The sequence below is a fragment of the Streptomyces sp. NBC_01478 genome, from assembly GCF_036227225.1.
In the GTDB taxonomy this organism is placed as follows: Bacteria; Actinomycetota; Actinomycetes; order Streptomycetales; family Streptomycetaceae; genus Streptomyces.
The window spans coordinates 6971899-6996657 of the sequence record NZ_CP109444.1; the positions used below are offsets into that span (position 1 = coordinate 6971899).

At 68.5% G+C, this 24759-nt stretch carries 21 protein-coding genes; 15 read left to right on the top strand and 6 right to left on the bottom strand.

Features of this window, described 5'->3' with window-relative positions:
- Nucleotides 1-363: 363 nt before the first annotated feature.
- The 10 genes from secY (at nt 364) to truA (ending at nt 7840) form a co-directional block, all read left to right on the top strand.
- A complete protein-coding gene (gene secY / locus OG223_RS31710; RefSeq protein WP_329255935.1) occupies nt 364-1677 on the top strand; it encodes a preprotein translocase subunit SecY in 1314 nt (437 codons plus the stop codon).
- Entirely contained in the window at nt 1677-2342 is a 666-nt protein-coding gene (locus tag OG223_RS31715; protein ID WP_329255936.1) for an adenylate kinase, read from the top strand. Before secY ends, OG223_RS31715 begins: the two co-directional genes overlap by 1 nt.
- A 147-nt stretch (nt 2343-2489) precedes the next feature.
- Nucleotides 2490-3326 carry a type I methionyl aminopeptidase gene (gene map, locus OG223_RS31720; RefSeq protein WP_329255938.1) on the top strand — a complete coding sequence of 279 codons (837 nt, stop codon included), beginning with the start codon at nt 2490-2492 and terminating at the stop codon, nt 3324-3326.
- 272 nt (nt 3327-3598) lie between these two features.
- The gene (infA, locus tag OG223_RS31725) at nt 3599-3820 is read left to right on the top strand and encodes a translation initiation factor IF-1 (RefSeq protein ID WP_003948620.1); all 222 of its coding nucleotides are present in this window, start codon (nt 3599-3601) and stop codon (nt 3818-3820) included.
- Between the two features lie 59 nt (nt 3821-3879).
- Nucleotides 3880-3993, top strand: coding sequence for a 50S ribosomal protein L36 (gene rpmJ / locus OG223_RS31730; RefSeq protein ID WP_003998809.1), 114 nt, complete (start codon nt 3880-3882; stop codon nt 3991-3993).
- Nucleotides 3994-4198: 205 nt separating this feature from the next.
- Nucleotides 4199-4579 carry a 30S ribosomal protein S13 gene (gene rpsM / locus OG223_RS31735; protein ID WP_019055531.1) on the top strand — a complete coding sequence of 127 codons (381 nt, stop codon included), beginning with the start codon at nt 4199-4201 and terminating at the stop codon, nt 4577-4579.
- A gap of 69 nt (nt 4580-4648) precedes the next feature.
- Nucleotides 4649-5053 (top strand): 30S ribosomal protein S11, encoded by a 405-nt coding sequence (rpsK, locus tag OG223_RS31740; protein WP_003956432.1) that lies wholly within the window; start codon nt 4649-4651, stop codon nt 5051-5053.
- A gap of 120 nt (nt 5054-5173) precedes the next feature.
- Nucleotides 5174-6196 (top strand): DNA-directed RNA polymerase subunit alpha, encoded by a 1023-nt coding sequence (locus OG223_RS31745; RefSeq protein WP_019055532.1) that lies wholly within the window; start codon nt 5174-5176, stop codon nt 6194-6196.
- A gap of 162 nt (nt 6197-6358) precedes the next feature.
- Nucleotides 6359-6859: a 50S ribosomal protein L17 gene (gene rplQ / locus OG223_RS31750; protein ID WP_329255941.1), complete on the top strand. Its 501-nt coding sequence runs from the start codon at nt 6359-6361 to the stop codon at nt 6857-6859.
- A 135-nt stretch (nt 6860-6994) separates the two neighbouring features.
- On the top strand, nt 6995-7840 hold the full coding sequence (truA, locus tag OG223_RS31755) for a tRNA pseudouridine(38-40) synthase TruA (RefSeq protein ID WP_329255943.1): 846 nt from the start codon (nt 6995-6997) through the stop codon (nt 7838-7840).
- Nucleotides 7841-7860: 20 nt separating this feature from the next.
- Here the strand turns inward: truA and OG223_RS31760 are convergent, their stop codons facing one another.
- Together OG223_RS31760 and OG223_RS31765 are read right to left on the bottom strand one after the other, a co-directional pair.
- Entirely contained in the window at nt 7861-9906 is a 2046-nt protein-coding gene (locus OG223_RS31760; RefSeq protein ID WP_329255945.1) for a glycosyl hydrolase family 28-related protein, read from the bottom strand.
- A gap of 72 nt (nt 9907-9978) precedes the next feature.
- Nucleotides 9979-10857 carry a hypothetical protein gene (locus OG223_RS31765; RefSeq protein WP_329255947.1) on the bottom strand — a complete coding sequence of 293 codons (879 nt, stop codon included), beginning with the start codon at nt 10855-10857 and terminating at the stop codon, nt 9979-9981.
- Between the two features lie 345 nt (nt 10858-11202).
- Between OG223_RS31765 and rplM the strand changes: the two genes are divergently transcribed.
- The 4 genes from rplM (at nt 11203) to OG223_RS31785 (ending at nt 15228) form a co-directional block, all read left to right on the top strand.
- On the top strand, nt 11203-11646 hold the full coding sequence (gene rplM / locus OG223_RS31770) for a 50S ribosomal protein L13 (RefSeq protein WP_013001400.1): 444 nt from the start codon (nt 11203-11205) through the stop codon (nt 11644-11646).
- Between the two features lie 44 nt (nt 11647-11690).
- Nucleotides 11691-12218 (top strand): 30S ribosomal protein S9, encoded by a 528-nt coding sequence (gene rpsI, locus OG223_RS31775; protein WP_019055538.1) that lies wholly within the window; start codon nt 11691-11693, stop codon nt 12216-12218.
- A 193-nt stretch (nt 12219-12411) separates the two neighbouring features.
- Entirely contained in the window at nt 12412-13770 is a 1359-nt protein-coding gene (glmM, locus tag OG223_RS31780; RefSeq protein ID WP_329255949.1) for a phosphoglucosamine mutase, read from the top strand.
- Nucleotides 13771-13857: 87 nt separating this feature from the next.
- The gene (locus tag OG223_RS31785; protein WP_329255951.1) at nt 13858-15228 is read left to right on the top strand and encodes a glycosyl hydrolase family 28-related protein; all 1371 of its coding nucleotides are present in this window, start codon (nt 13858-13860) and stop codon (nt 15226-15228) included.
- Here the strand turns inward: OG223_RS31785 and OG223_RS31790 are convergent.
- The 4 genes from OG223_RS31790 to OG223_RS31805 form a co-directional block, all read right to left on the bottom strand.
- Nucleotides 15225-16184: a DUF389 domain-containing protein gene (locus OG223_RS31790; protein WP_329255953.1), complete on the bottom strand. Its 960-nt coding sequence runs from the start codon at nt 16182-16184 to the stop codon at nt 15225-15227. The genes OG223_RS31785 and OG223_RS31790 overlap by 4 nt on opposite strands.
- 22 nt (nt 16185-16206) lie before the next feature.
- Nucleotides 16207-17175, bottom strand: a complete 969-nt coding sequence (gene coaA / locus OG223_RS31795) for a type I pantothenate kinase (protein WP_329255955.1) — start codon at nt 17173-17175, stop codon at nt 16207-16209.
- A gap of 136 nt (nt 17176-17311) precedes the next feature.
- Nucleotides 17312-17734: a hypothetical protein gene (locus OG223_RS31800; protein ID WP_329255957.1), complete on the bottom strand. Its 423-nt coding sequence runs from the start codon at nt 17732-17734 to the stop codon at nt 17312-17314.
- A gap of 4 nt (nt 17735-17738) precedes the next feature.
- Nucleotides 17739-22373 carry an RICIN domain-containing protein gene (locus OG223_RS31805; RefSeq protein ID WP_443073766.1) on the bottom strand — a complete coding sequence of 1545 codons (4635 nt, stop codon included), beginning with the start codon at nt 22371-22373 and terminating at the stop codon, nt 17739-17741.
- A 441-nt stretch (nt 22374-22814) separates the two neighbouring features.
- Between OG223_RS31805 and glmS the strand changes: the two genes are divergently transcribed.
- The gene (glmS, locus tag OG223_RS31810) at nt 22815-24662 is read left to right on the top strand and encodes a glutamine--fructose-6-phosphate transaminase (isomerizing) (RefSeq protein WP_329255959.1); all 1848 of its coding nucleotides are present in this window, start codon (nt 22815-22817) and stop codon (nt 24660-24662) included.
- Nucleotides 24663-24759: the final 97 nt, after the last annotated feature.

A 24759-nucleotide genomic window follows, 5' to 3' on the forward strand; every position in this document is an offset into this window, starting at 1 on the left:
GCCGTCGTCCGTGGTGGAGAAACCCCCGGTTGTGGCTGGTCAGCCGCTGTCCCTCGACGTTGCGAGGCTGAGATGATCAGCCGGTCTGGCAGGAGTATGTGACATGCTCATGAGGCAGTCAACCGACCTTTTCGTGCGTGTGTTCGTATTCGGATGGGGTGCACGGGAGCCGTGTGAAGTGGCTCGCGTGCTCGTCGTGACTCAGGGGACGTTCGATCGGTATCCCTAAGGGCCGTCGATGTAGGTAGGCTGTGCGGCTGGTACCCAGCGTCGTCTTGGCATGCCGTAATCTCGTTCCACAGGCCATCAACCACACTTAGTCGTCACCTCACGCGCGCACACGCGGGGGTCGCAGGAGGCACCGTGCTCACCGCGTTCGCCCGGGCGTTCAGGACACCCGACCTGCGCAAGAAGCTGCTCTTCACGCTCGCGATCGTCGTGGTGTACCGCGTCGGTACGCACGTCCCGATCCCGGGCGTCGATTACAAGAGCGTCCAGACCTGTATCGACGTCTCGAACGGAAACCAGGGTCTGTTCGGTCTGGTCAACATGTTCAGCGGTGGCGCGCTGCTCCAGATCACGATCTTCGCGCTCGGCATCATGCCGTACATCACGGCGAGCATCATTCTGCAGTTGCTGACCGTGGTGATCCCGCGTCTGGAAGCCCTGAAGAAGGAGGGCCAGGCCGGCACGGCGAAGATCACGCAGTACACGCGTTATCTGACCGTGGCGCTCGCCATCCTCCAGGGCACCGGTCTGGTGGCCACCGCCCGCAGCGGCGCCCTCTTCTCGGGCTGCCCGACGGCGAATCAGATCGTCCCGGACCAGTCGATCTTCACCACCATCACCATGGTCGTCTGCATGACCGCCGGCACCTGCGTCGTGATGTGGCTCGGCGAGCTCATCACCGACCGCGGCATCGGCAACGGCATGTCGATCCTCATGTTCATCTCGATCGCCGCGACCTTCCCGTCCGCGCTGTGGGCCATCAAGAAGCAGGGCACCCTGGCCGGCGGCTGGATCGAGTTCGGCACCGTGATCCTCGTCGGTCTGGTGATGGTCGGCCTGGTGGTCTTCGTCGAGCAGGCCCAGCGCCGCATCCCGGTCCAGTACGCGAAGCGCATGATCGGCCGCCGTTCCTACGGCGGTACGTCGACCTACATCCCGCTGAAGGTCAATCAGGCCGGTGTGATTCCGGTCATCTTCGCGTCGTCGCTGCTCTACATCCCGGCTCTGGTCGCTCAGTTCTCCGGCAGCACGTCCGGCTGGAAGACCTGGATCGAGACCAACCTGACCAAGGGTGACCACCCGATTTACCTGGTCAGCTACTTCCTGCTGATCGTTTTCTTCGCGTTCTTCTACGTGGCGATCTCGTTCAACCCCGAGGAAGTCGCCGACAACATGAAGAAGTATGGTGGCTTCATCCCGGGCATCCGGGCTGGCCGGCCCACCGCTGAGTACCTGAGTTACGTACTCAACCGGATCACCTGGCCGGGTTCGCTGTATCTGGGTCTGATCGCTCTCGTACCGACGATGGCGTTGGTCGGTTTCAACGCAAGCGGCAACTTCCCGTTCGGCGGGACCAGCATCCTGATCATCGTGGGTGTCGGTCTCGAGACGGTGAAGCAGATCGAGAGCCAGCTCCAGCAGCGCAATTACGAAGGGTTCCTCCGCTGATGCGAATCGTCCTCGTCGGGCCGCCGGGTGCCGGTAAGGGAACGCAGGCTGTGCGCCTCGCCAAGACGCTGCACATCCCGCACATCTCCACGGGCGACCTCTTCCGAGCCAACATCAGTCAGGCCACGGAACTCGGCAAACTGGCGAAGTCCTACATGGACGCGGGCAACCTGGTCCCGGACGAGGTCACCATCGCGATGGCCAAGGACCGCATGGAGCAGCCGGACGCCGTCAACGGCTTTCTGCTGGACGGTTTTCCGCGCAATGTGTCGCAGGCCGAGGCGCTGGACGAGCTGCTGAAGACCGAGGACATCAAGCTGGACGCGGTCCTCGACCTGGAGGTCTCCGAGGACGAGGTGGTCAAGCGCATCGCCGGCCGCCGCATCTGCCGGAAGGACTCCAGCCACGTCTTCCACGTGACGTACAGCCCGGCGAAGCAGGACGGCGTCTGTGACGTCTGCGGCGGCGAGCTGTACCAGCGCGACGACGACTCCGAGGACACGGTCCGCACCCGCCTGGAGGTCTACCACACGCAGACCGAGCCGATCATCGACTACTACAAGGCCCAGGGCCTGGTAGTCACGATCTCTTCGCTCGGTCCGGTGGAGGAGATCACGCAGCGGGCGCTGGACGCGCTGAAGCGCGAGGACGAGAGCGCGAAGTAGTCAGCAGGCAGATCCGGCCGCGGTGCCCGCAGGGGTGTCGCGGCCGTACTGTTGTACAGAGCCTTTCTCGTGTACGGCTCTTGTGTACGGCCATTCCTTTGTACGGCCATTCCTCAGTTACGTGGAAGACGGAGAGCGCAGGCCCCCATGGTGCAGATCAAGACCCCCGAGCAGATCGCCAGGATGCGCGAGGCGGGACTGGTCGTCGCCGCCATCCACGCGGCGACCCGTGAGGCCGCCGTGCCCGGCGCGAGCACGAAGGATCTGGACGAGGTGGCCCGCAAGGTCCTCGCCGACCACAACGCGAAGCCCAACTTCCTTGGCTACGGCGGCTTCCCGGCCACGATCTGCACCTCGGTGAACGAGGTCGTCGTCCACGGCATCCCCTCCGAGGAGGTGGTGCTGAAGGACGGCGACATCATCTCCATCGACTGCGGCGCGATCATCGACGGCTGGCACGGGGACGCGGCGTACACGGCGTTCGTGGGCTCGGGGCACTCCCCGGAGCTTCTTGAGCTGTCGCGGGTGACCGAGGGGTCGATGTGGGCCGGGATCGCCGCGATGAAGCTGGGGAATCGGCTCGTCGACATCTCCCGTGCGATCGAGACGTACATCCGGCGGCAGCCGAAGCCGGGTGGGGGTAAGTACGGGATCGTCGAGGACTACGGCGGTCACGGCATCGGTACCGAGATGCACATGGACCCGCATCTGTTGAACTACGTGGAGAAGCGGCGGGGGAAGGGGCCGAAGCTGGTGCCGGGGTTCTGCCTCGCCATCGAGCCGATGGTGTCTCTGGGGACCCCGAAGACCGAGGTGCTCTCGGATGACTGGACGGTCATTACGACGGACGGGACGTGGTCGTCCCACTGGGAGCACTCGGTGGCTTTGACCGAGGAGGGGCCGCTTGTGCTGACGGCTCCTGATGGGGGTAAGGCGAAGCTGGCCGAGTTCGGGATCACGGCTGCGCCGGATCCGCTCGCGTAGTTGCCTGTGTGACGGCCGGTGGGGGCTGGTCGCGCCCGCGCGGCGGAGCCGCAAATGTCACAGCCCCGCGCCCCTTTGGGGCGCGTTCCTCGGGGCACTAAATAGCCCCGCGTGCTTAATGATCTCCGTCCTCGGGCATCCTTCCTCGATTCGTCTTTCCGAGGGCCCTGACGTAGACTGACTCGTCGGCTCTCGTGCACCCGCATGTCCGCATGCACCCCGCAAGGGGAACGCACCGAGTCGATCAAGGTAGTCGATTCGAAGGGCGAAGCGTGGCCAAGAAGCAAGGTGCCATCGAGATCGAGGGCACTGTCGTCGAGTCTCTTCCGAACGCCATGTTCAAGGTCGAGCTCCAGAACGGCCACCAGGTCCTGGCACACATCAGCGGCAAGATGCGTATGCACTACATCCGTATCCTCCCTGACGACCGGGTCGTGGTGGAGCTGTCTCCGTACGACCTCACGCGTGGCCGGATCGTCTACCGCTACAAGTAGATCTTGCCCAGGTTCCGCGCAAGCGGCGCCGAAGGCAACTGACCCGGAGAACCTCACCAATGAAGGTCAAGCCGAGCGTCAAGAAGATCTGCGACAAGTGCAGGGTGATCCGCCGTCACGGTCGGGTCATGGTCATTTGCGAGAACCCGCGCCACAAGCAGCGCCAGGGCTGACGCAGGACCTTCCCTCTGCATCTTTCGCAGAGTTTCGCGCGACGCGAGCAATACATGTTCATACGCAGGACCCGGGCGTAGTAGGCGCCCGACACCCCCGGCTCGGAGGCTGGGGACCCACGCCGTACCAAATCTTCGACAGAAGAGGCCGGCGGCTGGGATCCGGTTCTGCGGAAGACCTCCGAAGATCAACTGGAGCCATTGAATGGCACGCGTTTCCGGTGTCGACATCCCGCGCGAAAAGCGCGTGGAGGTCGCCCTCACCTACGTGTTCGGCATTGGTCGGACCCTTTCCCAGCTGACGCTGGCCGAGACCGGCATCGACCCCAACACCCGCGTTCGCGACCTCTCGGAAGAGCAGCTCGTCGCGATTCGTGAGTACGTCGACGCCAACATCAAGACCGAGGGTGACCTCCGTCGCGAGATCCAGGCCGACATCCGCCGCAAGGTGGAGATCGGCTGCTACCAGGGTCTCCGTCACCGTCGTGGTCTGCCCGTACGCGGTCAGCGCACCAGCACGAACGCTCGTACCCGCAAGGGTCCGCGTCGCGCCATCGCCGGCAAGAAGAAGCCGGGCAAGAAGTAGTCCGCAGCGGACAACGCTTCACCAGCGGTCTTCGCTGTAGGACCGACCACCTCCCCGTAGGAGTAATAGATGCCCCCCAAGGGTCGTCAGGGCGCTGCCAAGAAGGTGCGCCGCAAGGAAAAGAAGAACGTCGCTCATGGCCACGCGCACATCAAGAGCACGTTCAACAACACCATCGTCTCGATCACGGACCCCTCGGGCAACGTGATCTCCTGGGCCTCCGCCGGCCACGTCGGCTTCAAGGGCTCGCGCAAGTCCACCCCCTTCGCCGCGCAGATGGCCGCCGAGTCGGCCGCCCGTCGCGCGCAGGAGCACGGCATGCGCAAGGTTGACGTCTTCGTGAAGGGCCCGGGCTCCGGTCGCGAGACCGCGATCCGCTCCCTCCAGGCCACTGGCCTCGAGGTCGGCTCCATCCAGGACGTCACCCCCACCCCGCACAACGGCTGCCGTCCGCCGAAGCGCCGCCGCGTCTGACGCACGGCCGGTAGTTCCGGGCTTTCGGGCGGTACGGCTCTTCGGAGACGTATCGCCCGTACCCTTGCAGTAACAGCAGGACATCAAATAGTGGGTGTCCATGACTGAAGGAATCGCAGCATGCTGATCGCTCAGCGTCCGTCTCTGACCGAAGAGGTCGTCGACGAATTCCGGTCCCGGTTCGTGATCGAGCCGCTGGAGCCGGGCTTCGGCTACACCCTCGGCAACTCCCTCCGCCGTACGCTCCTCTCCTCGATCCCCGGTGCCGCTGTCACCAGCATCCGGATCGACGGCGTTCTGCACGAGTTCACCACCGTGCCGGGCGTCAAGGAGGACGTCACCGACCTGATCCTCAACATCAAGCAGCTCGTCGTCTCCTCGGAGCACGACGAGCCCGTCGTGATGTACCTGCGCAAGCAGGGTCCGGGTCTGGTCACCGCCGCCGACATCGCGCCCCCGGCCGGTGTCGAGGTGCACAACCCCGACCTCGTCCTCGCCACGCTCAACGGCAAGGGCAAGCTGGAGATGGAGCTGACCGTCGAGCGCGGTCGCGGCTACGTCTCCGCCGTGCAGAACAAGCAGGTGGGCCAGGAGATCGGCCGTATTCCGGTCGACTCCATCTACAGCCCCGTGCTGAAGGTCACGTACAAGGTCGAGGCGACCCGTGTCGAGCAGCGCACCGACTTCGACAAGCTGATCGTCGACGTCGAGACCAAGCAGGCCATGCGTCCCCGTGACGCCATGGCGTCCGCCGGTAAGACCCTGGTGGAGCTGTTCGGTCTGGCGCGTGAGCTCAACATCGACGCCGAGGGCATCGACATGGGCCCGTCCCCGACGGACGCCGCCCTTGCCGCTGATCTCGCCCTGCCGATCGAGGAGCTCGAGCTCACCGTTCGGTCGTACAACTGCCTCAAGCGCGAGGGCATCCACTCCGTGGGTGAGCTCGTGGCGCGTTCCGAGGCCGACCTCCTGGACATCCGTAACTTCGGTGCGAAGTCCATCGACGAGGTCAAGGCGAAGCTGGCCGGCATGGGCCTGGCCCTGAAGGACAGCCCGCCCGGATTCGACCCGACGGCCGCGGCGGACGCGTTTGGCGCGGACGATGACGTGGACGCGGGTTTCGTGGAGACCGAGCAGTACTAGGCGCTCCGCGAGGACGCCGGATTTTGGCTGCGGACCGGCTGTGGCTGGTCGCGCAGTTCCCCGCGCCCCTTACGGGGCGCGGGGTCTCCGACGGGCGATCGCCCGCTCGGACACTGACCTCGGTACCTGATACGGCCGGGGCAGACACTGAGGAGAAAGACCATGCCGAAGCCCACCAAGGGTGCCCGTCTGGGCGGCAGTGCCGCGCACGAGAAGCTGCTCATCGCGAACCTCGCGAAGTCGCTCTTCGAGCACGGCCGTATCACCACCACCGAGGCGAAGGCCCGCAAGCTGCGGCCGTACGCCGAGCGGCTGGTCACCAAGGCGAAGAAGGGTGACCTTCACAACCGCCGTCAGGTGCTCCAGGTGATCACGGACAAGAGCGTCGTCCACACGCTCTTCACCGAGATCGGTCCGCGGTACGAGAACCGTCCCGGTGGCTACACCCGTATCACCAAGATCGGTAACCGTCGTGGGGACAATGCGCCCATGGCTGTCATCGAGCTGGTCGAGGCGCTGACCGTCGCACAGGCTGCGACGGGTGAGGCCGAGGCCGCGACCAAGCGTGCCGCGAAGGACGCCGAGGTTGCTGCCCCGGTTGAGGTCGTCGAGGACGCGAAGCCGGCTGAGGTCGAGGCCGACGAAGAGTCCAAGGACGCGTAACACCGTTTTTGGCTGCCGGTCCGCTGTGGCTGGTCGCGCAGTTCCCCGCGCCCCTAAAAGCAAAAGCAGGGCGTGTGGCGGGTCCGTTCCTTTCCAGGGGCGGGCCCGCTTTTGTGTAGGTGAAAGGATCTCGGTGTGAGTGATGACGTAGCGGTCGGGTTTGTTCGTGTGCGGCTTGATCTCTCTTATGACGGGACCGAGTTCTCCGGGTGGGCCAAGCAGGCCGGGGGGCGGCGGACCGTGCAGGGGGAGATCGAGGACGCGCTGCGGACGGTGACGCGGTCGGGGGCGGCGGCGTACGACCTGACCGTGGCCGGGCGGACCGATGCGGGGGTGCATGCCCGGGGGCAGGTGGCTCATGTCGATCTGCCGGGGGAGTTGTGGGCGGAGCACCGGGAGAAGCTGCTGAAGCGGCTTGCGGGGCGGTTGCCGAAGGATGTGCGGGTGTGGGGGGTGGCGGAGGCCCCTGAGGGGTTCAACGCGCGGTTCGCGGCCTTGTGGCGGCGGTACGTGTACCGGGTGGGGGACCGGGCGGGGGGTGTCGATCCCTTGCTGCGGAACCATGTCCTCTGGCACGACTGGGAGTTGGACGTCGACGTGATGGACGCCGCTGCCAAGTCCCTTGTGGGGGAACATGACTTCGCCGCTTATGCGAAGAAGCGCGAGGGTGCGTCGACCGTGCGGGAGATTCTTGACTTCGGGGTGCGGCGGCGGGGCGACGGTGTCGTCGAGATCGAGGTGCGTGCCGATGCCTTCTGCCACAACCAAGTGCGGTCCATGGTGGGCGCGTTGGTGTTCGTCGGCGACGGGCACCGGGGCGCCGAGTGGCCGCGGAAGGTGCTGGACGCGCGGGTGCGGGACAGTGCCGTGCATGTCGTACGGCCGCACGGGCTGACCCTGGAGGAGGTCGCGTACCCGGCGGACGCGCTGCTCGCGGAGCGGCAGACGCAGGCCCGCCGGGTAAGAGGCGCTGTGCACTGAGGAGTTGGGGAGCGCCGGCGCTACGCCGGTTCCACGATCAGCCACGCCACCGTTGACGTGTCGCCCGCAACTCCCTTGACGCTGAAGGACGTTCCGGCCGTGCGGGCGGAGACGTAGGCGATGCCGGCGGGGGTGCCGCCCGGGGCCTGGATCGTCAGGAAGATGCGGCTGGTGGCCGTGACCGCGGTGGTGGGGACCGGTACCGCCGTGGCGCCGTTCAGGGTGAGGGTGCCCATCTTGGCGTTGGTGCCCTCTTTCACGCGGAGGCCCTTGCCCGCCAGGCCCGCCACGAGGTCCGAGTCGGGGCTGCCTATCTGGGCCGTGCCGAGGCGTCCCCAACTGGTGTCGCGGCCCGTGGTGCCGCCCGGGCCGAAGCTCTGGGTGCCGTTGATCTCGATGGCGAAGCGGTTGACGGCGTCGCCGGTGACCTGGGACTGGAAGGCGCGGGAGGACGTGTCGGCGCCGGTGACGGCGTAGCCCTGGCCGGCGGCGCGGGTCTGGAGGAGGTTCACGCCGGGGCTGGAGTTGGCGTTGACGACGACGCCCGGGGTGGTGAACGACACACGGCCGGTGCTGCGGGTGACGGTGACCGGGGTGTCCAGGGCGGTGCCGTCGTCGCCGTAGCGGATCAGGGCGAAGTCGGAGCCGTCGCCCGTGCCGGACTCGGCGGTGTCGGTGGTGCGCAGGGCCCAGCGGCGGTTCTTGCCGCGGCTCCAGAACTGCACGTCCCGGGCGGTTCCGGCGGCCCCGGACACCATGTGGACGTCGGACTTGTCCCAGGTCAGGGTGGTGTCGGTCTGGGTGCCCGCGGTGACGCCGCTGTGCCGGACGAGGACCGCGCCGGCGTCGTTGAAGGGGGCGGTGGTTCCTACGTATTCGCCTCCTACGACCGAGACGCAGCTCGCGGAGTTCAGGGCCGAGGTGGTGATGCCGTAGGCGGGGGAGTACGTGCCGGCGTTGTCGTCGTCGCGGCCCACGGTGGTGGAGCAGCCGGTGAGGACGACGCCCTCGGCGGAGGTGCCGGTGATGGTGAAGCCGGAGGCGCCGGTGGTCGATTTTCCGTCGCGTTTGGCGAGGCAGCCGAGGAGCTGGAGGAAGCGTCCGCCCGCCGCGGTGGAGAGGTGGAAGCCGTCCTGGCCGTTGCGGTCGGTGTTGCAACCGACCATCACCATCGAGTAGTTGATGCCGGTGATGCTGTAGCCGTGCTGCGTGTTCCACTCGGCGCGGCAGTCGACCATCGTCACGGCGTTGGGGTTGAGGATGTCGTAGCCGTGGCCCTTGTTGCCCTGGGAGTAGCACTGGAAGAGGTCGGCGTCGACCAGGCCGCCGCCGGTGCCCGCCGAGTCGCCCCAGGTGAATCCGTGGCCCTCGTTGGCGACGCAGTGCACCTGGTTGAGCTGGAAGGCGGCCGAGTTCTGGGCGTTGAGGCCGTCGCCGGTGAACCGCCAGATCGTCACCTTGTCCATGCCGACGTCCCGGACGCCGGGGCTGACGCGGACGCCGGTGATGGCGGTGCCCGCCTTGTTCAGGACGGTGAGGTTCTGGTCGTCCTGGCAGCCGCGCAGGGCCAGGCCGTACAGCCGGGGCCCGCCCTGGTAGGCGGACTTGTGGTAGGCGTCGGTCGTCGAGGAGGCGTCCGGGGCCGGGTCGACGACGATCAGCGCGTCGCCGTCGAAGCCGGTGCCGAGATCGGTGTTCGGGTACATCGGCCGGAGGAAGGAGCCGACCATGAACGTGCGGTCCGGGAAGTGCGGGTTCCAGTCGCCGCGCAGCGTCACGCCCAGGGAGAGCTTCAGGGGCGCGCCGAGCTTGTAGCGGCCCGGCGGGAAGTAGACGGTGCCGCCCTGGCCCGCCGCGTCGATCGCCTTCTGGATCGCGGGCCGGTCGTCGGCGGAGTTGTCGCCGAGCGCGCCGTAGGCCACGTCCTTGACGTTCAGCCAGCCGGCGCCGGTGTCCGCCGCGGAGGCCTCACCGGCCGCGGCGACCGTGGTGGCGAGGGCGGCGCCGCCGAGGCCGGCCGTGGTGGCGAGCATGCGGCGTCTGGAGGTGGCGTGGTGCGAGGTCATGGACAGGTCCCCCCTGGGTCCGACGGTGATCGTCGGAGGAGGGTCTCACATGGGGGTTTCCGCAGACAGGCCCTAGTTCTGGGCCGCCGCCGAAGCCTGTGCCTCGCCGCGGGCGTGGATCTGGTCGAAGGCGAACTTGGCGAGGTCGTCGCCGATCGTGAAGACCTCGGTGTCCTTCGTCGTCACGTCCTTGCCGCTGGTGAAACCGGCGATCGTGAAGTAGGCGTAGCGGCCGTAGGAGTTGGTCGTCGTACGGCAGACCGCGCCGTCGCAGAAGGCCTTGACGCCCTTGCCGGACAGTGATTTGACGACACTCTTGGTGTCCGCCTGGCCCTTGACCTTCGTCGCCTGTGCCTCGGTGTCGAAGAGGGCCACACCGACCGTGACCGCGATGTTGCCCTTGACGTACGTGACCCGCATGAGGCGGGTGCAGTCGTTCGCGGTGAGGACCTTGGGGAGGGTGCCCGAGGCGACCGGGGCGCAGTTCGTGGTGTCGGCCGTCGGGCCCTTCTTGTACACGGTCGAGGCGACCGTGAGCTGGGTGCCCGGGAAGAGGGTCGCGGGGCTCAGCGGTGCCGTGTCCTTGGCCTTGCTGGAGATGAAATCCTTCGGGTCCAGCGGCGGGGGCGCGCTGGTCGGCGCGAAGGACGGCGAGGTGGCGTCGGCGCTGGGCACGGAGGCGCTCGCGGGCAGGTTGGTGGGCTTGCCCGACGCGCTCGTGTCGTCGTTCGCCGACATCACGGCCATGGCCACGGCTGTGCCGACGGCCACCGTCGCGAGCGCGCCGCCGCCTATGAGCAGCAGTCTCTTGCGCCTGTTGCGCGTCTCCGCGGCGTCGGCGAGCGCGGCCCAGTCGGGGGTCTCGTCGTCGACGTTGCCACCCCAAGGCTGCTGCGAATTGGGTTTCCAGGGATCCCACTGGGACTGGGGTCCCCCCTGTCCGAAGCTCATGGGTCGCATCCTAGACGGGGCAACGGGCGTACAGGTGCGCCTCAATAAGCCCTGGAGCAACTGACGTTGGGGTTGTCACGTTGCGTGCCCGGATAGTTGCTGTGTGCTGTTGTGGGGTGCGGGCCCACGCCATTTTGACCCGCCCAGGGCGGCGCGGGTACTCTTACAGTTCGTTATGCGTATCGGTCTGGTCGTTCTCACGCGAGAGGCCGTACGTAGGTTCCCTGGAGCAGTTACCAGTGGACGGCATACGGGCGCTGAACCCGGCAGTGTCGTCCCAAGCTGCACGATCGCTTCAGTGATGCCATGTTTCAGCACCCATCCACTGAAGAAGAAGGCTGCGAAGTGCGTACGTACAGCCCCAAGCCCGGCGATGTGACTCGCCAGTGGCACGTCATTGACGCCCAGGACATCGTCCTCGGCCGTCTGGCTACCACTGCCGCGAACCTCCTCCGTGGCAAGCACAAGCCGACCTATGCCCCGCACATGGACATGGGCGACTTCGTCATCATCATCAACGCCGACAAGGTTCACCTGTCCGGCAACAAGAAGACCCAGAAGCTGGCGTACCGCCACTCCGGTTACCCGGGTGGTCTGCGCTCCGTCCGTTACGACGAGCTGCTGGCGAAGAACCCCGAGAAGGCCGTCGAGAAGGCCATCAAGGGCATGATCCCCAAGAACACCCTGGGCCGTCAGATGATCAGCAAGCTGAAGGTCTACTCGGGCGACCAGCACCCGCACGCTGCCCAGCAGCCGGTGCCGTTCGAGATCACCCAGGTCGCGCAGTAGTTCCGGCCACACCCCCTAAGACAGAAAAGAATCTGAGGAGAACCGTGGCCGAGACCACCGTTGAGCAGCCGGTCGAAGAGACCGAGACCGAGCTCGTCGACATCGAGAGCTACACCACCGAGTCCGACGTCCCCGTCGAGGGTGAGTACACGTCGGAGTCGCTCGCCGGCCGCTTCGGCGACCCGCAGCCGGCCGCCGGCCTGGGCCGTCGCAAGAACGCCATCGCGCGCGTCCGCATCGTGCCCGGCACCGGCAAGTGGAAGGTCAACGGGCGCACGCTCGAGGACTACTTCCCGAACAAGGTCCACCAGCAGGAAGTCAACGAGCCCTTCAAGGTGCTCGAGCTCGACGGCCGCTACGACGTCATCGCCCGTATCTCGGGTGGCGGCGTCTCCGGTCAGGCCGGTGCCCTGCGCCTCGGCGTGGCCCGCGCGCTGAACGAGGCCGACGTGGACAACAACCGCGCCGCCCTCAAGAAGGCCGGTTACCTCCGTCGCGACGACCGTGCGGTCGAGCGCAAGAAGGCCGGTCTCAAGAAGGCCCGCAAGGCCCCGCAGTACAGCAAGCGCTAAATCTCGCCTGCTGTCTGTACTCCGAACGCCCCGGCGGCACGCCACTTGTGCCGTCGGGGCGTTCGTTTATCACAGCCGGAGGCGTATAACGGCACAAGACGCTCAAAGGCTTGTGTGATCGGATGAACAGGCATCGTATGCCTGGATGCAGGACTTTCGCCCTGCAGAACTTTCGCCTTCCTCAGGAGGACAAGTGGGACGACTCTTCGGCACGGACGGCGTGCGCGGTGTCGCCAACGCGGATCTGACGGCCGAACTGGCCCTCGGGCTCTCCGTCGCGGCGGCGCATGTGCTGGCCGAGGCGGGCACCTTCGCAGGCCACCGGGCGACGGCCGTGGTCGGGCGGGACCCGCGCGCGTCCGGGGAGTTCCTGGAGGCCGCGGTGGTCGCGGGCCTGGCCAGCTCGGGAGTGGACGTACTGCTCGTCGGTGTGCTGCCCACCCCCGCGGTGGCGTATCTCACCGGTGTGCTGGGCGCCGACCTCGGTGTGATGCTCTCCGCCAGCCACAACGCCATGCCCGACAACGGACTGAAGTTCCTCGCGCGCGGCGGGCACAAGCTCGACGACGAGCTGGAGGACCGGATCGAGAAGGTCTACGAGGAGCACCGCACCGGCGCTCCCTGGGACCGCCCGACCGGCTCGGGCGTCGGCCGGGTCCGGCACTACGGCGAAGGCTTCGACCAGTACGTCGCCCATCTCATCGGCGTGCTCCCGAACCGGCTCGACGGGCTGAAGATCGTCCTCGACGAGGCGCACGGCGCCGCCTCCCGGGTCTCCCCGGAGGCGTTCTCGCGCGCGGGCGCAGAGATCATCACGATCGGCGCGGACCCCAACGGGCTGAACATCAACGACGGTTGCGGCTCGACCCACCTGGGTCTGCTCAAGGCCGCCGTCGTCGAGCACGGCGCCGACTTCGGCATCGCGCACGACGGGGACGCCGACCGCTGCCTGGCCGTGGACCACACCGGTGAAGAGGTCGACGGGGATCAGATCATGGCCGTGATCGCGCTGGCGATGCGGGAGCGTTCCGCACTGCGCTCCGACACCGTCGTCGCGACCGTCATGTCGAACCTCGGCTTCAAACTGGCCATGGAGCGCGAGGGCCTGACGCTCATTCAGACCGCGGTCGGTGACCGCTACGTCCTGGAGGAGATGAAGGAGCACGGCTACGCGCTGGGCGGCGAGCAGTCCGGGCACGTCATCATCCTGGACCACGCGACCACCGGCGACGGCACGCTGACCGGCCTGATGCTGGCCGCTCGGGTCGCCGACACGGGTCGTACCCTCAAGGACCTCGCGTCCGTGATGACGCGGCTGCCGCAGGTGCTCATCAACGTGCCCGACGTGGACCGCACCCGGGTGGGCACCTCCGCCGACCTTGCTGCGGCGGTCTCCGAGGCCGAGCGTGAACTCGGGTCCACGGGGCGGGTGTTGCTGCGTCCGTCCGGTACCGAGCCGCTGGTACGGGTGATGGTGGAGGCCGCCGACATCGACCAGGCGCGGTCGGTCGCCGGGCGGCTGGCGGACGCGGTGAAGTCGGCGCTGGGCTGAGTTTCCCTGCCGCCCCCCTCGGCTCGTCCAAGATCGGTACGATCACCGGTCTGACGACAGTCAGCAAGAGCGCCTTGGGGGGCCGGTATGGGTTCGGAACAGCAGTCGGACAGCAGCACGAGACGCCGTAAGTTCCTGGCGGGGGCAGTCGCCGGGCTGGCCGGTGCCGGTGCCGGTGCGGCGATCACCGTGGGGAGCGCGACGCCCGCCGCGGCGGCGGCCGGGGGCTCGGACTGGTTCGACGTCAAGGAGTACGGCGCCGTCGGCGACGGCTCCACGGACGACACCGCCAAGGTCCAGGCGGCGATCGACGCCGCGGCGGCCGGCGGTGGCACCGTCTACTTCCCGACGGGCAAGTACCTGGTCAAACCCGCGGGTACCACCCCCGCCCTGTCGGTCACCGGCAACAACATCCGGCTCGTGGGCGCCAACAGCAAGGCCGCGATGCTCGTGAAGGGCGCGGACGGCATCCTGCTGCGCATGTCGGGGGCCGGGGCCGACAACACCGGTGCGACGCACCGGCGTTACTGCTCCGTCGACGACCTCGGCTTCAACGGCAACAACCACACCGGGCTGCTGCTGGAGCTGTACTACACGGACAACTGCTACTTCCGCGACGTCTTCATGACCAGCAACCTCGACATCTGCGTCGACGCCGTGGAGTTCTGGGACTCCCGCTTCTACAACCTGGTGATCGAGTCGTCCACCGGGACCGCGGGCACCTCCAGCCCCAACATCTGGCTGCGCAACACCTCCACGGCCACCTCGGGGGCATGGGGGTACAGCACCGACAACATCAACCAGATCCACTTCACCGGGTGCCGTCTGGAAGCCTTCGGGACCGGCGCGCTGTGGATCACCCAGGGCCCGGCCGCCATCAACAATCCCAACGGCATCCACCTCACGGACTGCAAGTTCGAGACCTCGCAGATGCAGGGCGGCCCACACCTGAAGGTCGACGCCTCCTGCAAGCACGTCCACGCCAGCAACATCTACGCGTACGCGGGCGGCTTCGCCAGCGGCTACTCCACCGCGCAGAACATCATCGCCTGGGCCGGAATCGCCAGTTCGCTGGAGAACGTCCTCATCGCCAACGGCTCCACCGCCACCATCAACTCCGGCATCGACCTCTATGCCGGATCCGGCACGACCGCCGTCCTGCGCGACGTCGTCGGCGTCTACGGCACCAAGCCGGCCGGGGCTCACATCTACTACGAGGCGAGCAGCGCCGGCGACTTCCTGGTGGAGAACTGCTACGGCAACACCGGCACCCAGTCGAGCGGCACCATCCCGACCCGCAACCAGCCGGGACCCCGGCTACGCCTGGTCGCCGGCGCCGTCAGCGACTCCTCGTTCACCCGGACGCCCCTCGACGGGACGACGGCGGTCGACACGGCCAACAATCGGCTCTACGTGCGGGTGGGCGGCAGTTGGATGTGGACGCAGCTCAACTCCTAGCGTCCGGACGGGTTTTGGCCCGCTCGAGGTGTGCGCTCACGCTGCCAGGCCCAGAACGCCTTCTGGGCCAGCAGCGTGAGCGTGCCCGCCAGCACGATGCCGCCCAGGTTGGCGAGCAACTGCCAAGTGGAGCCCCACGTCTGGGAGTAGTCGCCGTAGCTGAAGGCCACGGCGGCGTTCGCGGCGGCCGGGACGGTCGTCACCGAGATCGCGACGCCGATCAGGGCACCGGACTTCGCGGACGTCAGCGACAGGGTGCCCGCGATGCCGGCCAGGAAGGCCACGACGAAGGACATCCAGTCGGGCTTCCAGATGAAGGCGGTGTTGGGGCGCGGGGCCTCCACCATCGACTTCTCGAAGAGCCCGAGGGTGTCCAGCAGCCAACTGAAGCCCGCCGTAAGGACCATGGCCGCCGCGAACCCGGCGAGCAGCGCCCACAGCGACCGCCAGACCAGTTGGGGTGCCTTCCGCACCAACGCCGTCGAGATTCCCGCGAGCGGCCCGAACTCCGGTCCTACGGCCATCGCGCCCACGATCAGGATCGCGTTGTCCAGCATCACACCGCAGGCCGCGAGCATGGTCGCCACGGCCAGGAACGCGACGTAGGTGACGGTAAGGGTCGACTCCTCGTGCGTCGCGTCGGCGAGGTGCTCCCACAGCACGGCGTCGGCACCTTCGCCGGGCGCCTCCTCCGCGGCCTCGTCGGCCCGCTCCGACAGCGACAGGTCGATGTTCTCGACGGCGATGGAGCCGGTGCGGTCCAGCTCCAACTCCCTTAGCGCGCCGATGAGTTCGTCACCGGCCTCGCGGGCGACATCGCACATCACGACGTCGCCGGCCGGGTTGCGGGCGGCGCCGGGCAGGACGACGAGGTGTGCGGTGCCGACGGTCGTCTCGATCAGCCGGACCACGGCGTCGGTCCGGTCGGCGGGGGAGATCAGGCGCAGGTGCAGCATGACGCACTTCTATCAGGCCGCACTACAGCTTCCGCAGGCTGAGTCGGCGCACCTTGTGGTCGGTTCCCTTGCGGATGACGAGGGCGGCGCGGCCCCGGGTGGGGGCGATGTTCTCCACCAGGTTGGGTTTGTTGATGGTGCGCCAGAGGGTGCGGGCGTAGTCGACGGCCTCGTCCTCGGAGACCTGGGTGTACTTGCGGAAGTACGAGTCCGGGTTCTGGAACGCGGTGGCGCGCAGCTTGCGGAACCGGTTCAGATACCAGCGCTCGATGTCCTCGGCGCTCGCGTCGACGTACACACTGAAGTCGAAGTAGTCGGCGAGACCGACCCGCGTACGGCCGTCCTTGCCGGGGAGCGCGGGCTGCAGCACGTTCAGCCCCTCCACGATCAGGATGTCGGGCCGGCGGACGGTGAGCCGCTGATCGGGCACGATGTCGTAGATGAGGTGCGAGTAGACGGGCGCGGTGACCTCGTCCTTCCCGGCCTTGATGTCGGCGACGAAGCGGGTGAGCGCGCGGCGGTCGTACGACTCGGGGAAGCCCTTGCGCGACATGAGCCCGCGGGCCTCCAACTCCCTTGTGGGCAGCAGGAATCCGTCGGTGGTGACCAGTTCGACGCGGGGGTGCTCGGGCCAGCGGGAGAGCAGCGCCTGGAGGAGGCGCGCGACGGTCGACTTTCCCACGGCCACGGAGCCGGCGACGCCTATGACGAACGGGGTGCCGGACTGGGAGCCCTGTTCGCCGAGGAAGGTGTTCAGCGCGTTTCTCAGGCCGTCCGTGGCGCCGACGTAGAGGTTGAGGAGTCTGGACAGCGGGAGGTAGATGTCACGCACCTCGTCGAGGTCGATGACATCACCGAGGCCGCGCAGCTTCTCGACCTCCTCGGCGGTGAGCGGCAGCGGCGTCTTGTCGCGCAGCGCGCTCCACTCGGCTCGGGTGAGGTCGACGTAGGGAGTCGCCTCCGGCTTGTGCCGGTGGGCGCTCCGGGGCATCGGGGAGACCGGAGAGATCACAGTCCATTGTTAACGGAGTTTGAACGGGGTGGTGGGTGGGGTCGGTCACGTCGGACGGCGGGCCCCGCCGAAACCGGAACAATCCGGCTTCGGCGGGGCTCTGGGAACGGGTTGATCAGGGCCGGAAGCCCGTCACTTGGACCATGCTTCCGTGCGCGTGGCCGTCCGGTTCCTCGACCTCGAATCCGGCCGAGGCGAGGATCGCCGTCATCACGGCCCGCATCTGGCCGAGCACCGTCTGATAGTGGCGGAGGGCCGGAGGCGGGTTCGCGTAGTCGATCCCCCGGGCGTAGAGCTCGAGCGCGGGACCTCTCAGCTCCGCGTCCGTGTGCCAGTCCGCGTACACCCCGCCGTCGACGAAGGGCGTGACGTGCACGTCCACGCCGGGCAGGTAGTGCGGACCGCCGGTGAGGTCACCCCTGTACACGGTGAAACCGACGAGCCGCAGTTCCCGGCACACCTGCTCGGCCAGAGCCTGGCGCTTCTCGACGACCTCTGGCGGGGCCTTCGGGGGCAGGTCGAATCTGGGTTCGGTCATGGCTCTATCGTTCCTCGCCCTGCGGATCGGCTGTCGCGGACTTTGCCAGGCGTCGCCCACGGGCCTGATTGATGTAGTGGCCGAGCAGCTCCTGCGCTCCCTCCCAGTAGGAAATGTCGTAGGGGACCGACCAGGTGATCGGTGTGCCCGGTGCGAGGGCGTCCTCCAGAGCGGAGCCGCAGTTCTTGCAGGGCTGCCGCTCGGTGTAGAGGGCTTCGATCGTCTTGGGGTCGATGTTCCGTGCTTTCAGCTTGTCCAGGATCGTTGTCTCCGAGTGCCCCGTGAAGCCGCTGTTGCCGATCACGTAGTCGCCGGTCTTGGGGTCGTTCCATCCCGGTACCTTCGCGACGGCGATGTTGTGATCCGGCCCGTAGTATCCGCTCTCCGTCCTGAACTGGAACGCGAGCCTGCTCATTTCGTCGCTGTTGTAGCCGATCAACCCCGTGGGGCATCCGCCGGCGGTCACGGACGCTCGTGTGGTCAGCGAGGTACGGACCCTGGCGCAGGCCTCGACCAGTTCGTCGAGTCCCTTGATCCCGATCTGCAGGACGACGTCGTCGGCGAGGCCCAGGGCGCGCAAAGCCTGGTAGGCCTCGGTGAAGCCGATGCCGGTCCGCGCGGCCGCGTCCACCGCCCTGACCGCGTCCGCGATGGGCCTGAGGATCTTGCCCGCGAACAGGGACGCGACATCCACGGCCGCCCACGCGCAGCCGCCCAGGCTTCCGCCGGCGCCGCCCGGGGCGATCTTCTGGACGCACCTGATCCAACTGCCGAAGAGGATGTCGACCGGGTCGATGTTCCTCTGGTACTCGGCGATCGTGATGGTGTGCGTGACCTCGGTGGAGAGTTCCTTGGTCGGGTACTCGCCCAGGTAGACCGTGGCGCCGGAGGGGCAGCGGTACTGCTCCAGGTCCAGGTCCTGCGCGGTGCACATGTACAGGTCGAGGACCGCCTTGAAGCGGATCTTCGTGGTGATCGTGCAGTCGCCCTTGTAGAAGAGCTTGTCGATCCAGCCGTCGCAGCCGTCCGTCTTCCTGACGGTCTCCGGATCGCCGATCTTGTCGAGATGGTCGACGACGTAGAACATGTTGCCGATGGAGCCGCCGACCTCGTCGAAGACGGTTCCTGTTTCGAGTTGGCCGGCCTTGTCCTGGCGTTCGGTTCTGTCGGCCGCCTCCTGCGCCTCCGTCGCGTACTTGTCCGCGTCCTTGGCCGCCTGCTCCGCCTCGGTCGCCGCAACGTCCGCCCGGTCGGCCGCCGCTCGGGCGTCCTTGGCCGCCGCTTCGGCCTCGGTGGCCGCCGCGCGGGCCGCGGCGGCGTCGAGGGCTGCCTGGTCGGCTGCGGAGCGGGCTGAGGTGGCGTAGTTCTCGGCGCGGCCGGCTGCCGCGTCGGCCGCTGCCGCGTCCTCGGTGGCCTGGCGGTCGTACTCGATCGTGCGGGTCAGGGACTGGGCCGCCTTGGCGGCGGCTGCCGCCGCGTCGGCCGCGTAGCCGAGGGCCTCCTGGGCGTAGCCGCGGGCGGCCTTGGCGTAGCCGGCGGCGTTGGCCGCGTGCTGGAGGGCGGCCTTGGCGTCGCCCGTCGCCTGGTCGGCGATGGCCTGGGCGGCGGCGGCCTCCTCGGACGCGTTGCGGGCGTGGGCGGCGGCCACGGCCTGTTGCTGCTCGGCGATCGTCTTGGACGACTGGCCGCTCAGGACGACCAGGGCCGCGGCCGAGTCGGTGGTGAGGTAGGGCGAGCCGAGCTGGATCGCGTCGTTGGCCGGGGCGGCGACCTGTTCGGCGGACGTCGTCGCGTCCACCGCGGCCTGGGCGGTGACATGGGCGAAGCCCGCCGCCTTCGCCGCGGCGATACGGGCGTTGGCGGCCTCCTTGAGCGCGGCGTTCGCGTTGGTCCGTGCGGTCTTGGCCAACTCCTCGGCCTGGTCGGCCAGTTGGACCGCGGTCTTCGCCTCCTCGGCGGCGTGCGCGGCGGCCTTGACGGCGTCGGCGACCGCTGCCGTGGCGGTGCGTACGGCGGCGTCGGCCTTCAGCTTGGCGGCCTGGGCCGCGTCCGCGTCGGCGCGGGCCCGCTTGGCGGCGGCCTCGGCCCGGGTGGCGGCGGCGTCCGCTTCGGCGGCGGCCTGGGTGGCGGCGTTCGCCGCGGCGCGGGCGTTCGTGGCGGCCGTCTCGGCCTTGCCGGCCTGGGTGTCCGCCTCGTTCGCGGCACTTCGGGCCGCGTCCGCCGCGTCACCGGCGTCCAGGGAGTCGGCGTAGGCACCCTTGGCGTCGGCCTTGGCGCGGGCCGCGTCGGCCTTCTGCTCGGCCTCCCACGCGTCGTCCCGCTTGTCCTTGGCGTTGTCGCGGGCGCCGACCGCGTCGTCCCGCCTGCTCTGCGCGGTCTGCTCGGCGGTCTCGGCCTTGTCCTTGGCGTCCTTGGCCTTGACCGCCTCGGCCTGGGCCGTCTGCTTGTGCTGGTTCGCCTCCGCCTGCTTGGCCTCGGCGGTCTCCTTCTCCGCCTTCGCGGTGGCTTCCTCGGACTCGGCCGCGAGCCGCTTGGCGTGCGCGTCGGCGGCGGCGGCCTTCGCGTCGCTCTCGGCGCCCAGGGCCACGGTGAGCTTGGCCTCCGCGGTCTCCTTGTCCTTCTTGGCGTTGTCGCGGTGGACCTTCGCCGCGTCGGCCGCGGCCTTGGCCTGCAACTCGGCCTTCTCGGCGGCCTTCTTGCGGAACTCGGCCTTCACCTGCGCGGCCTGTGCCAGCGCCCGCTGGGTGATGGTCGCGCTGTCGGCGACGGCGGCGCGGGTGGCGGCCTCGGCGGTCGTGCCGGCCTTCACCATCGCGTCCAGCGCGGCGACCGCGCCCTTGGTGACCTGTGCCTTCTGCTGGCCGACCAGCAGTCCGCGGCCCCGGGGCGCGCCGTTCGTGTCCGCGACGGTGTACGCGGCCTGCTCGGCGGTGTCCGAGGCGGTGGCCGCCTTCTGCGCGGCGGTGAGCTGGGCCTTGATGTCGGCGAGCTTGCTCGCCGATGCCGCGCGGGCCTTGGCGAGGCCGGCGGCGGCCTTGGTGAACTGGGCCGCCGGCGGCACGGTCCCGGTGTGGCCGGAGGGCGTGACGTCGTACTGCTGGGGGCCGCCGCTGGTGCAGTCCCACAGCCGGCTGTCCTGGCCCACGGTGTAGGCGGCCAGGTCGACGCACTTGCCGGTGCCGGTGTTCTTCAGGGCCGAGGTGGCCCGGAGGTTGAACTCCCAGGTCTGCGCGGGCGAGCTGTTGCACGTCCACTGGCGGATCTTCGTGCCGTTGGCCGGGTTGTTGCCCGCGACGTCCACGCACTTCAGGGAGTTGACGTTGCGCAGGTGCAGGCCCTTGTCGTCGCCGTAGATCTCCCACTTCTGCGCGGCCGCGGTGGAGCACGTGTTCAGTTGGACCGCGGCGCCGTCGGTCTTGGCGGCGTCCTGGACCTCCAGACACTTGCCGGCGGCCGCGTGCACCTTGATGGCGGTCGGCGCGTTGCCGACCCAGCCGATCCCGCCGTCGGACCAGTAGTCCTGCCAGCGGGTGAGCCGGTCGGCGGCCCAGGACTGGCCCAGCAGATCGCCGAGCGTCTTGGACGCGGTGGCGAGGGCCTCCACGGCGGTCTTGTTCGCGTCCAGGATCTGGTTGCGCTGGGTCGCCTGCGAGGCGATCTCCTGCTGCCACTCGGTGGCGGCGGCCGAACTCGCCGCGCCCAGCACGCCGTTCGGGTCGAGCGGATCACGCCACGCACAGGTGGCGAACCTGGACTTCAGATTCTCCACGGCGATCCGGTACTCGGCGCTGTCCGGGTCCGGGGCGGTACGGGGGAAGCCGCCGGACTCCAGGAAGATACGGGCGTCGTCGGCGTCCGTGTGCCGGCCCGGGCCCCCGTGCATCCAGGTGAACGCGTCCCGCTCGGCGCGGGCCCGGTTCCACTCGCTGGTCGGCAGACCCGGGTCGGGGTCGGCGGTGTAGCGCGGGTTCCCCAGGGTGTCGACGGCGGCGAGGGTCGCCGTGTCGACGGCGGGCGTGGAGTCCTCGTAGAAGTCGTCCTCGTTCTGCCAGAACCGGTCGGAGATCCACTGGGTCAGGCCGGTCTGGCCGTAGAAGCTCTCCAGGCCGTCGCCGTTGGTGCCGGGCGGCCAGTGGAAGCCGGTCTCGGTGAAGCCGGCCGGGGTGTTCAGTCCGGTGACGGGCACTTTCCAGGCGTCGCGGAGCGCGTTGATCTCGTTGAGTTCGCGGGCCGAGAAGTCGCGGTCCTTCTGGTACGCCGTCGACAGCGGCGTCTGCTCCCAGTGGGCCCGGTCGGCCTGGGTGTGCAGCGCGTCCTGCGGCTGGTTCAGGGCGTTCTGCGCGGTCGTGGCCATGTAGGTGCCGCCGAGCCGCAGGACGTCGGTCATCAGGCACTGGTCCTGCCGCAGTTGCTCGGCGGCGGTGTCCTCGTACCAGGGATAGCTGTCACTCGCGGGGACGGCGTCCTGCCCGCCGGCGGGGAGGACCTGACCCGAGCCGACGGCTATGCCGGCGAGCAGCGCGGTGGCGAGGACGGGCGGGAGGAGCCGGGTGAGGACCGGGCCGGCGGCGAATCGTGCCGACTTCGGCGGTCTCTGTCGTCCGGGCGGTATCGGCGGTCGGCCGAGTCTGAGGCGCATGCGTGGGTCCCCTGTCAGGGGGAGTGCGACGCGCGCGCCCGCTCCGGTGGACGCGCGCGTGCGCCAGTGCGGCATGGCGACGTGATCCCCCGTGGCGCGGCGACGCTGTTCCCCCGGTCGCTGGCTTGAACTGAACGCTTGTGGCTTGGTCAAGAGCCGGTCAAACGCGCGCCACTGTAAGCAGGCGGTAAGTGCATTGGGCAAGGCTTTTCCGCCGCGCCCGGGCACGGTGGCGCGAAGTCGCCCATCGCGGACGTCCATGGCGCGCCCCACGCAACCCAGCCGCCCCAAGGGGAATCCTGTGCATCTTTTGTGGTCGACCTGTGAGGCCCGTGGGGGTGCGGCGGTCAGGGTTGGCTGGTTCTCGACCATGGCCGGAATTTCCGAAATCGGGCACGAAGTGCCGTGTTCGGACGGGCTTCGGCGCCTAGGCTGCGGCGCATGTGCGGAATCGTGGGATACGTGGGGTCGCAGTCGGCGCTCGATGTGGTGATGGCCGGACTGAAGCGACTGGAGTACCGGGGGTACGACTCGTCGGGCGTCGCCGTGCTCGCGGACGGCGGGCTGGCGGCGGCCAAGAAGGCCGGGAAACTCGTCAATCTGGAGAAGGAACTGGTCGAACACCCGCTGCCGGCGGGCTCGACGGGCATCGGGCACACGCGCTGGGCCACGCACGGCGGCCCGACGGACGCGAACGCCCACCCGCACCTCGACAACGCGGGGCGCGTGGCGGTCGTCCACAACGGCATCATCGAGAACTTCGCCTGTCTGCGGGCCGAGTTGACGGAGCGCGGGCACGGCCTCGCCTCCGACACGGACACCGAGGTGGTCGCGCATCTGCTGGCCGAGGAGTTCTCGGCGTGCGCGGACCTGGCGGAGGCGATGCGGCAGGTGTGCCGGCGGCTGGAGGGCGCGTTCACCCTGGTCGCGGTGCACGCGGACGAGCCGGACGTGGTGGTCGGCGCGCGCCGCAACTCGCCGCTCGTCGTCGGGGTCGGCGAGGGCGAGGCCTTCCTCGCCTCCGACGTCGCCGCGTTCATCGCGCACACCCGCTCGGCGATCGAACTGGGCCAGGACCAGGTGGTCGAGCTGCGCCGGGACGGGGTGACGGTCACCGGGTTCGACGGGGCTCCGGCCGAGGTCCGCTCGTACCACGTCGACTGGGACGCCTCCGCCGCCGAGAAGGGCGGCTACGACTACTTCATGCTCAAGGAGATCGCCGAGCAGCCGAAGGCCGTCGCCGACACGCTGCTGGGGCGGATCGACGTGGAGGGTCTGCTGACGCTGGACGAGGTCCGCATCCCCGTCCACGAGCTGCGGGAGATCGACAAGGTCGTCATCGTCGCCTGCGGTACGGCCTTCCACGCGGGCCTGATCGCCAAGTACGCCATCGAGCACTGGACCCGTATCCCGTGCGAGGTGGAGCTGGCGAGCGAGTTCCGCTACCGGGACCCGATCCTCGGCAGCCGGTCGCTGGTGATCGCCATCTCCCAGTCCGGCGAGACGATGGACACCCTGATGGCGCTGCGGCACGCCCGCGAGCAGGGCTCGAAGGTCCTGGCGATCTGCAACACCAACGGGTCGACGATTCCCCGTGAGTCGGACGCGGTGCTGTACACGCACGCCGGGCCGGAGGTCGCCGTGGCATCGACGAAGGCGTTCCTGACGCAACTCGTCGCGTGCTACCTGGTCGCGCTGTATCTCGGTCAGGTGCGGGGCACCAAGTGGGGCGACGAGATCCAGGCCGTCATCCGGGACCTGTCGCAGATCTCCGGCGAGGTCGAGCGGGTGCTGGAAACCATGGAGCCGGTACGGGAGTTGGCGCGGTCGGTGGCCGACAAGAACACGGTGCTGTTCCTTGGCCGGCACGTCGGCTATCCGGTCGCTCTCGAAGGCGCCCTGAAACTCAAGGAGTTGGCGTACATGCACGCCGAGGGCTTCGCGGCGGGCGAGCTGAAGCACGGGCCGATCGCCCTGATCGAGGAGGGCATGCCGGTTGTCGTCGTCGTTCCCTCCGCGCGCGGCCGTTCCGTCCTCCACGACAAGATCGTGTCCAACATCCAGGAGATCCGGGCGCGGGGCGCGATGACGATCGTGATCGCGGAGGAGGGCGACGAGACGGTCGTCCCGTACGCCGACCATCTGATCCGGATCCCGGCCACGCCCACGCTGCTGCAACCGCTGGTCGCGACGGTGCCGTTGCAGGTGTTCGCGTGCGAGCTGGCGACGGCTCGGGGCAACGAGGTGGACCAGCCGCGGAATCTGGCGAAGTCGGTGACGGTGGAGTAGTTCTCCGCACCGTCGAGGAACTACCGCGAAGGCTCCGGTCGGGAGGGCGAGGGTCGCCCCGGCCGGAGCCTTCGCGTCGTCGGGGGCGGGGCGACTT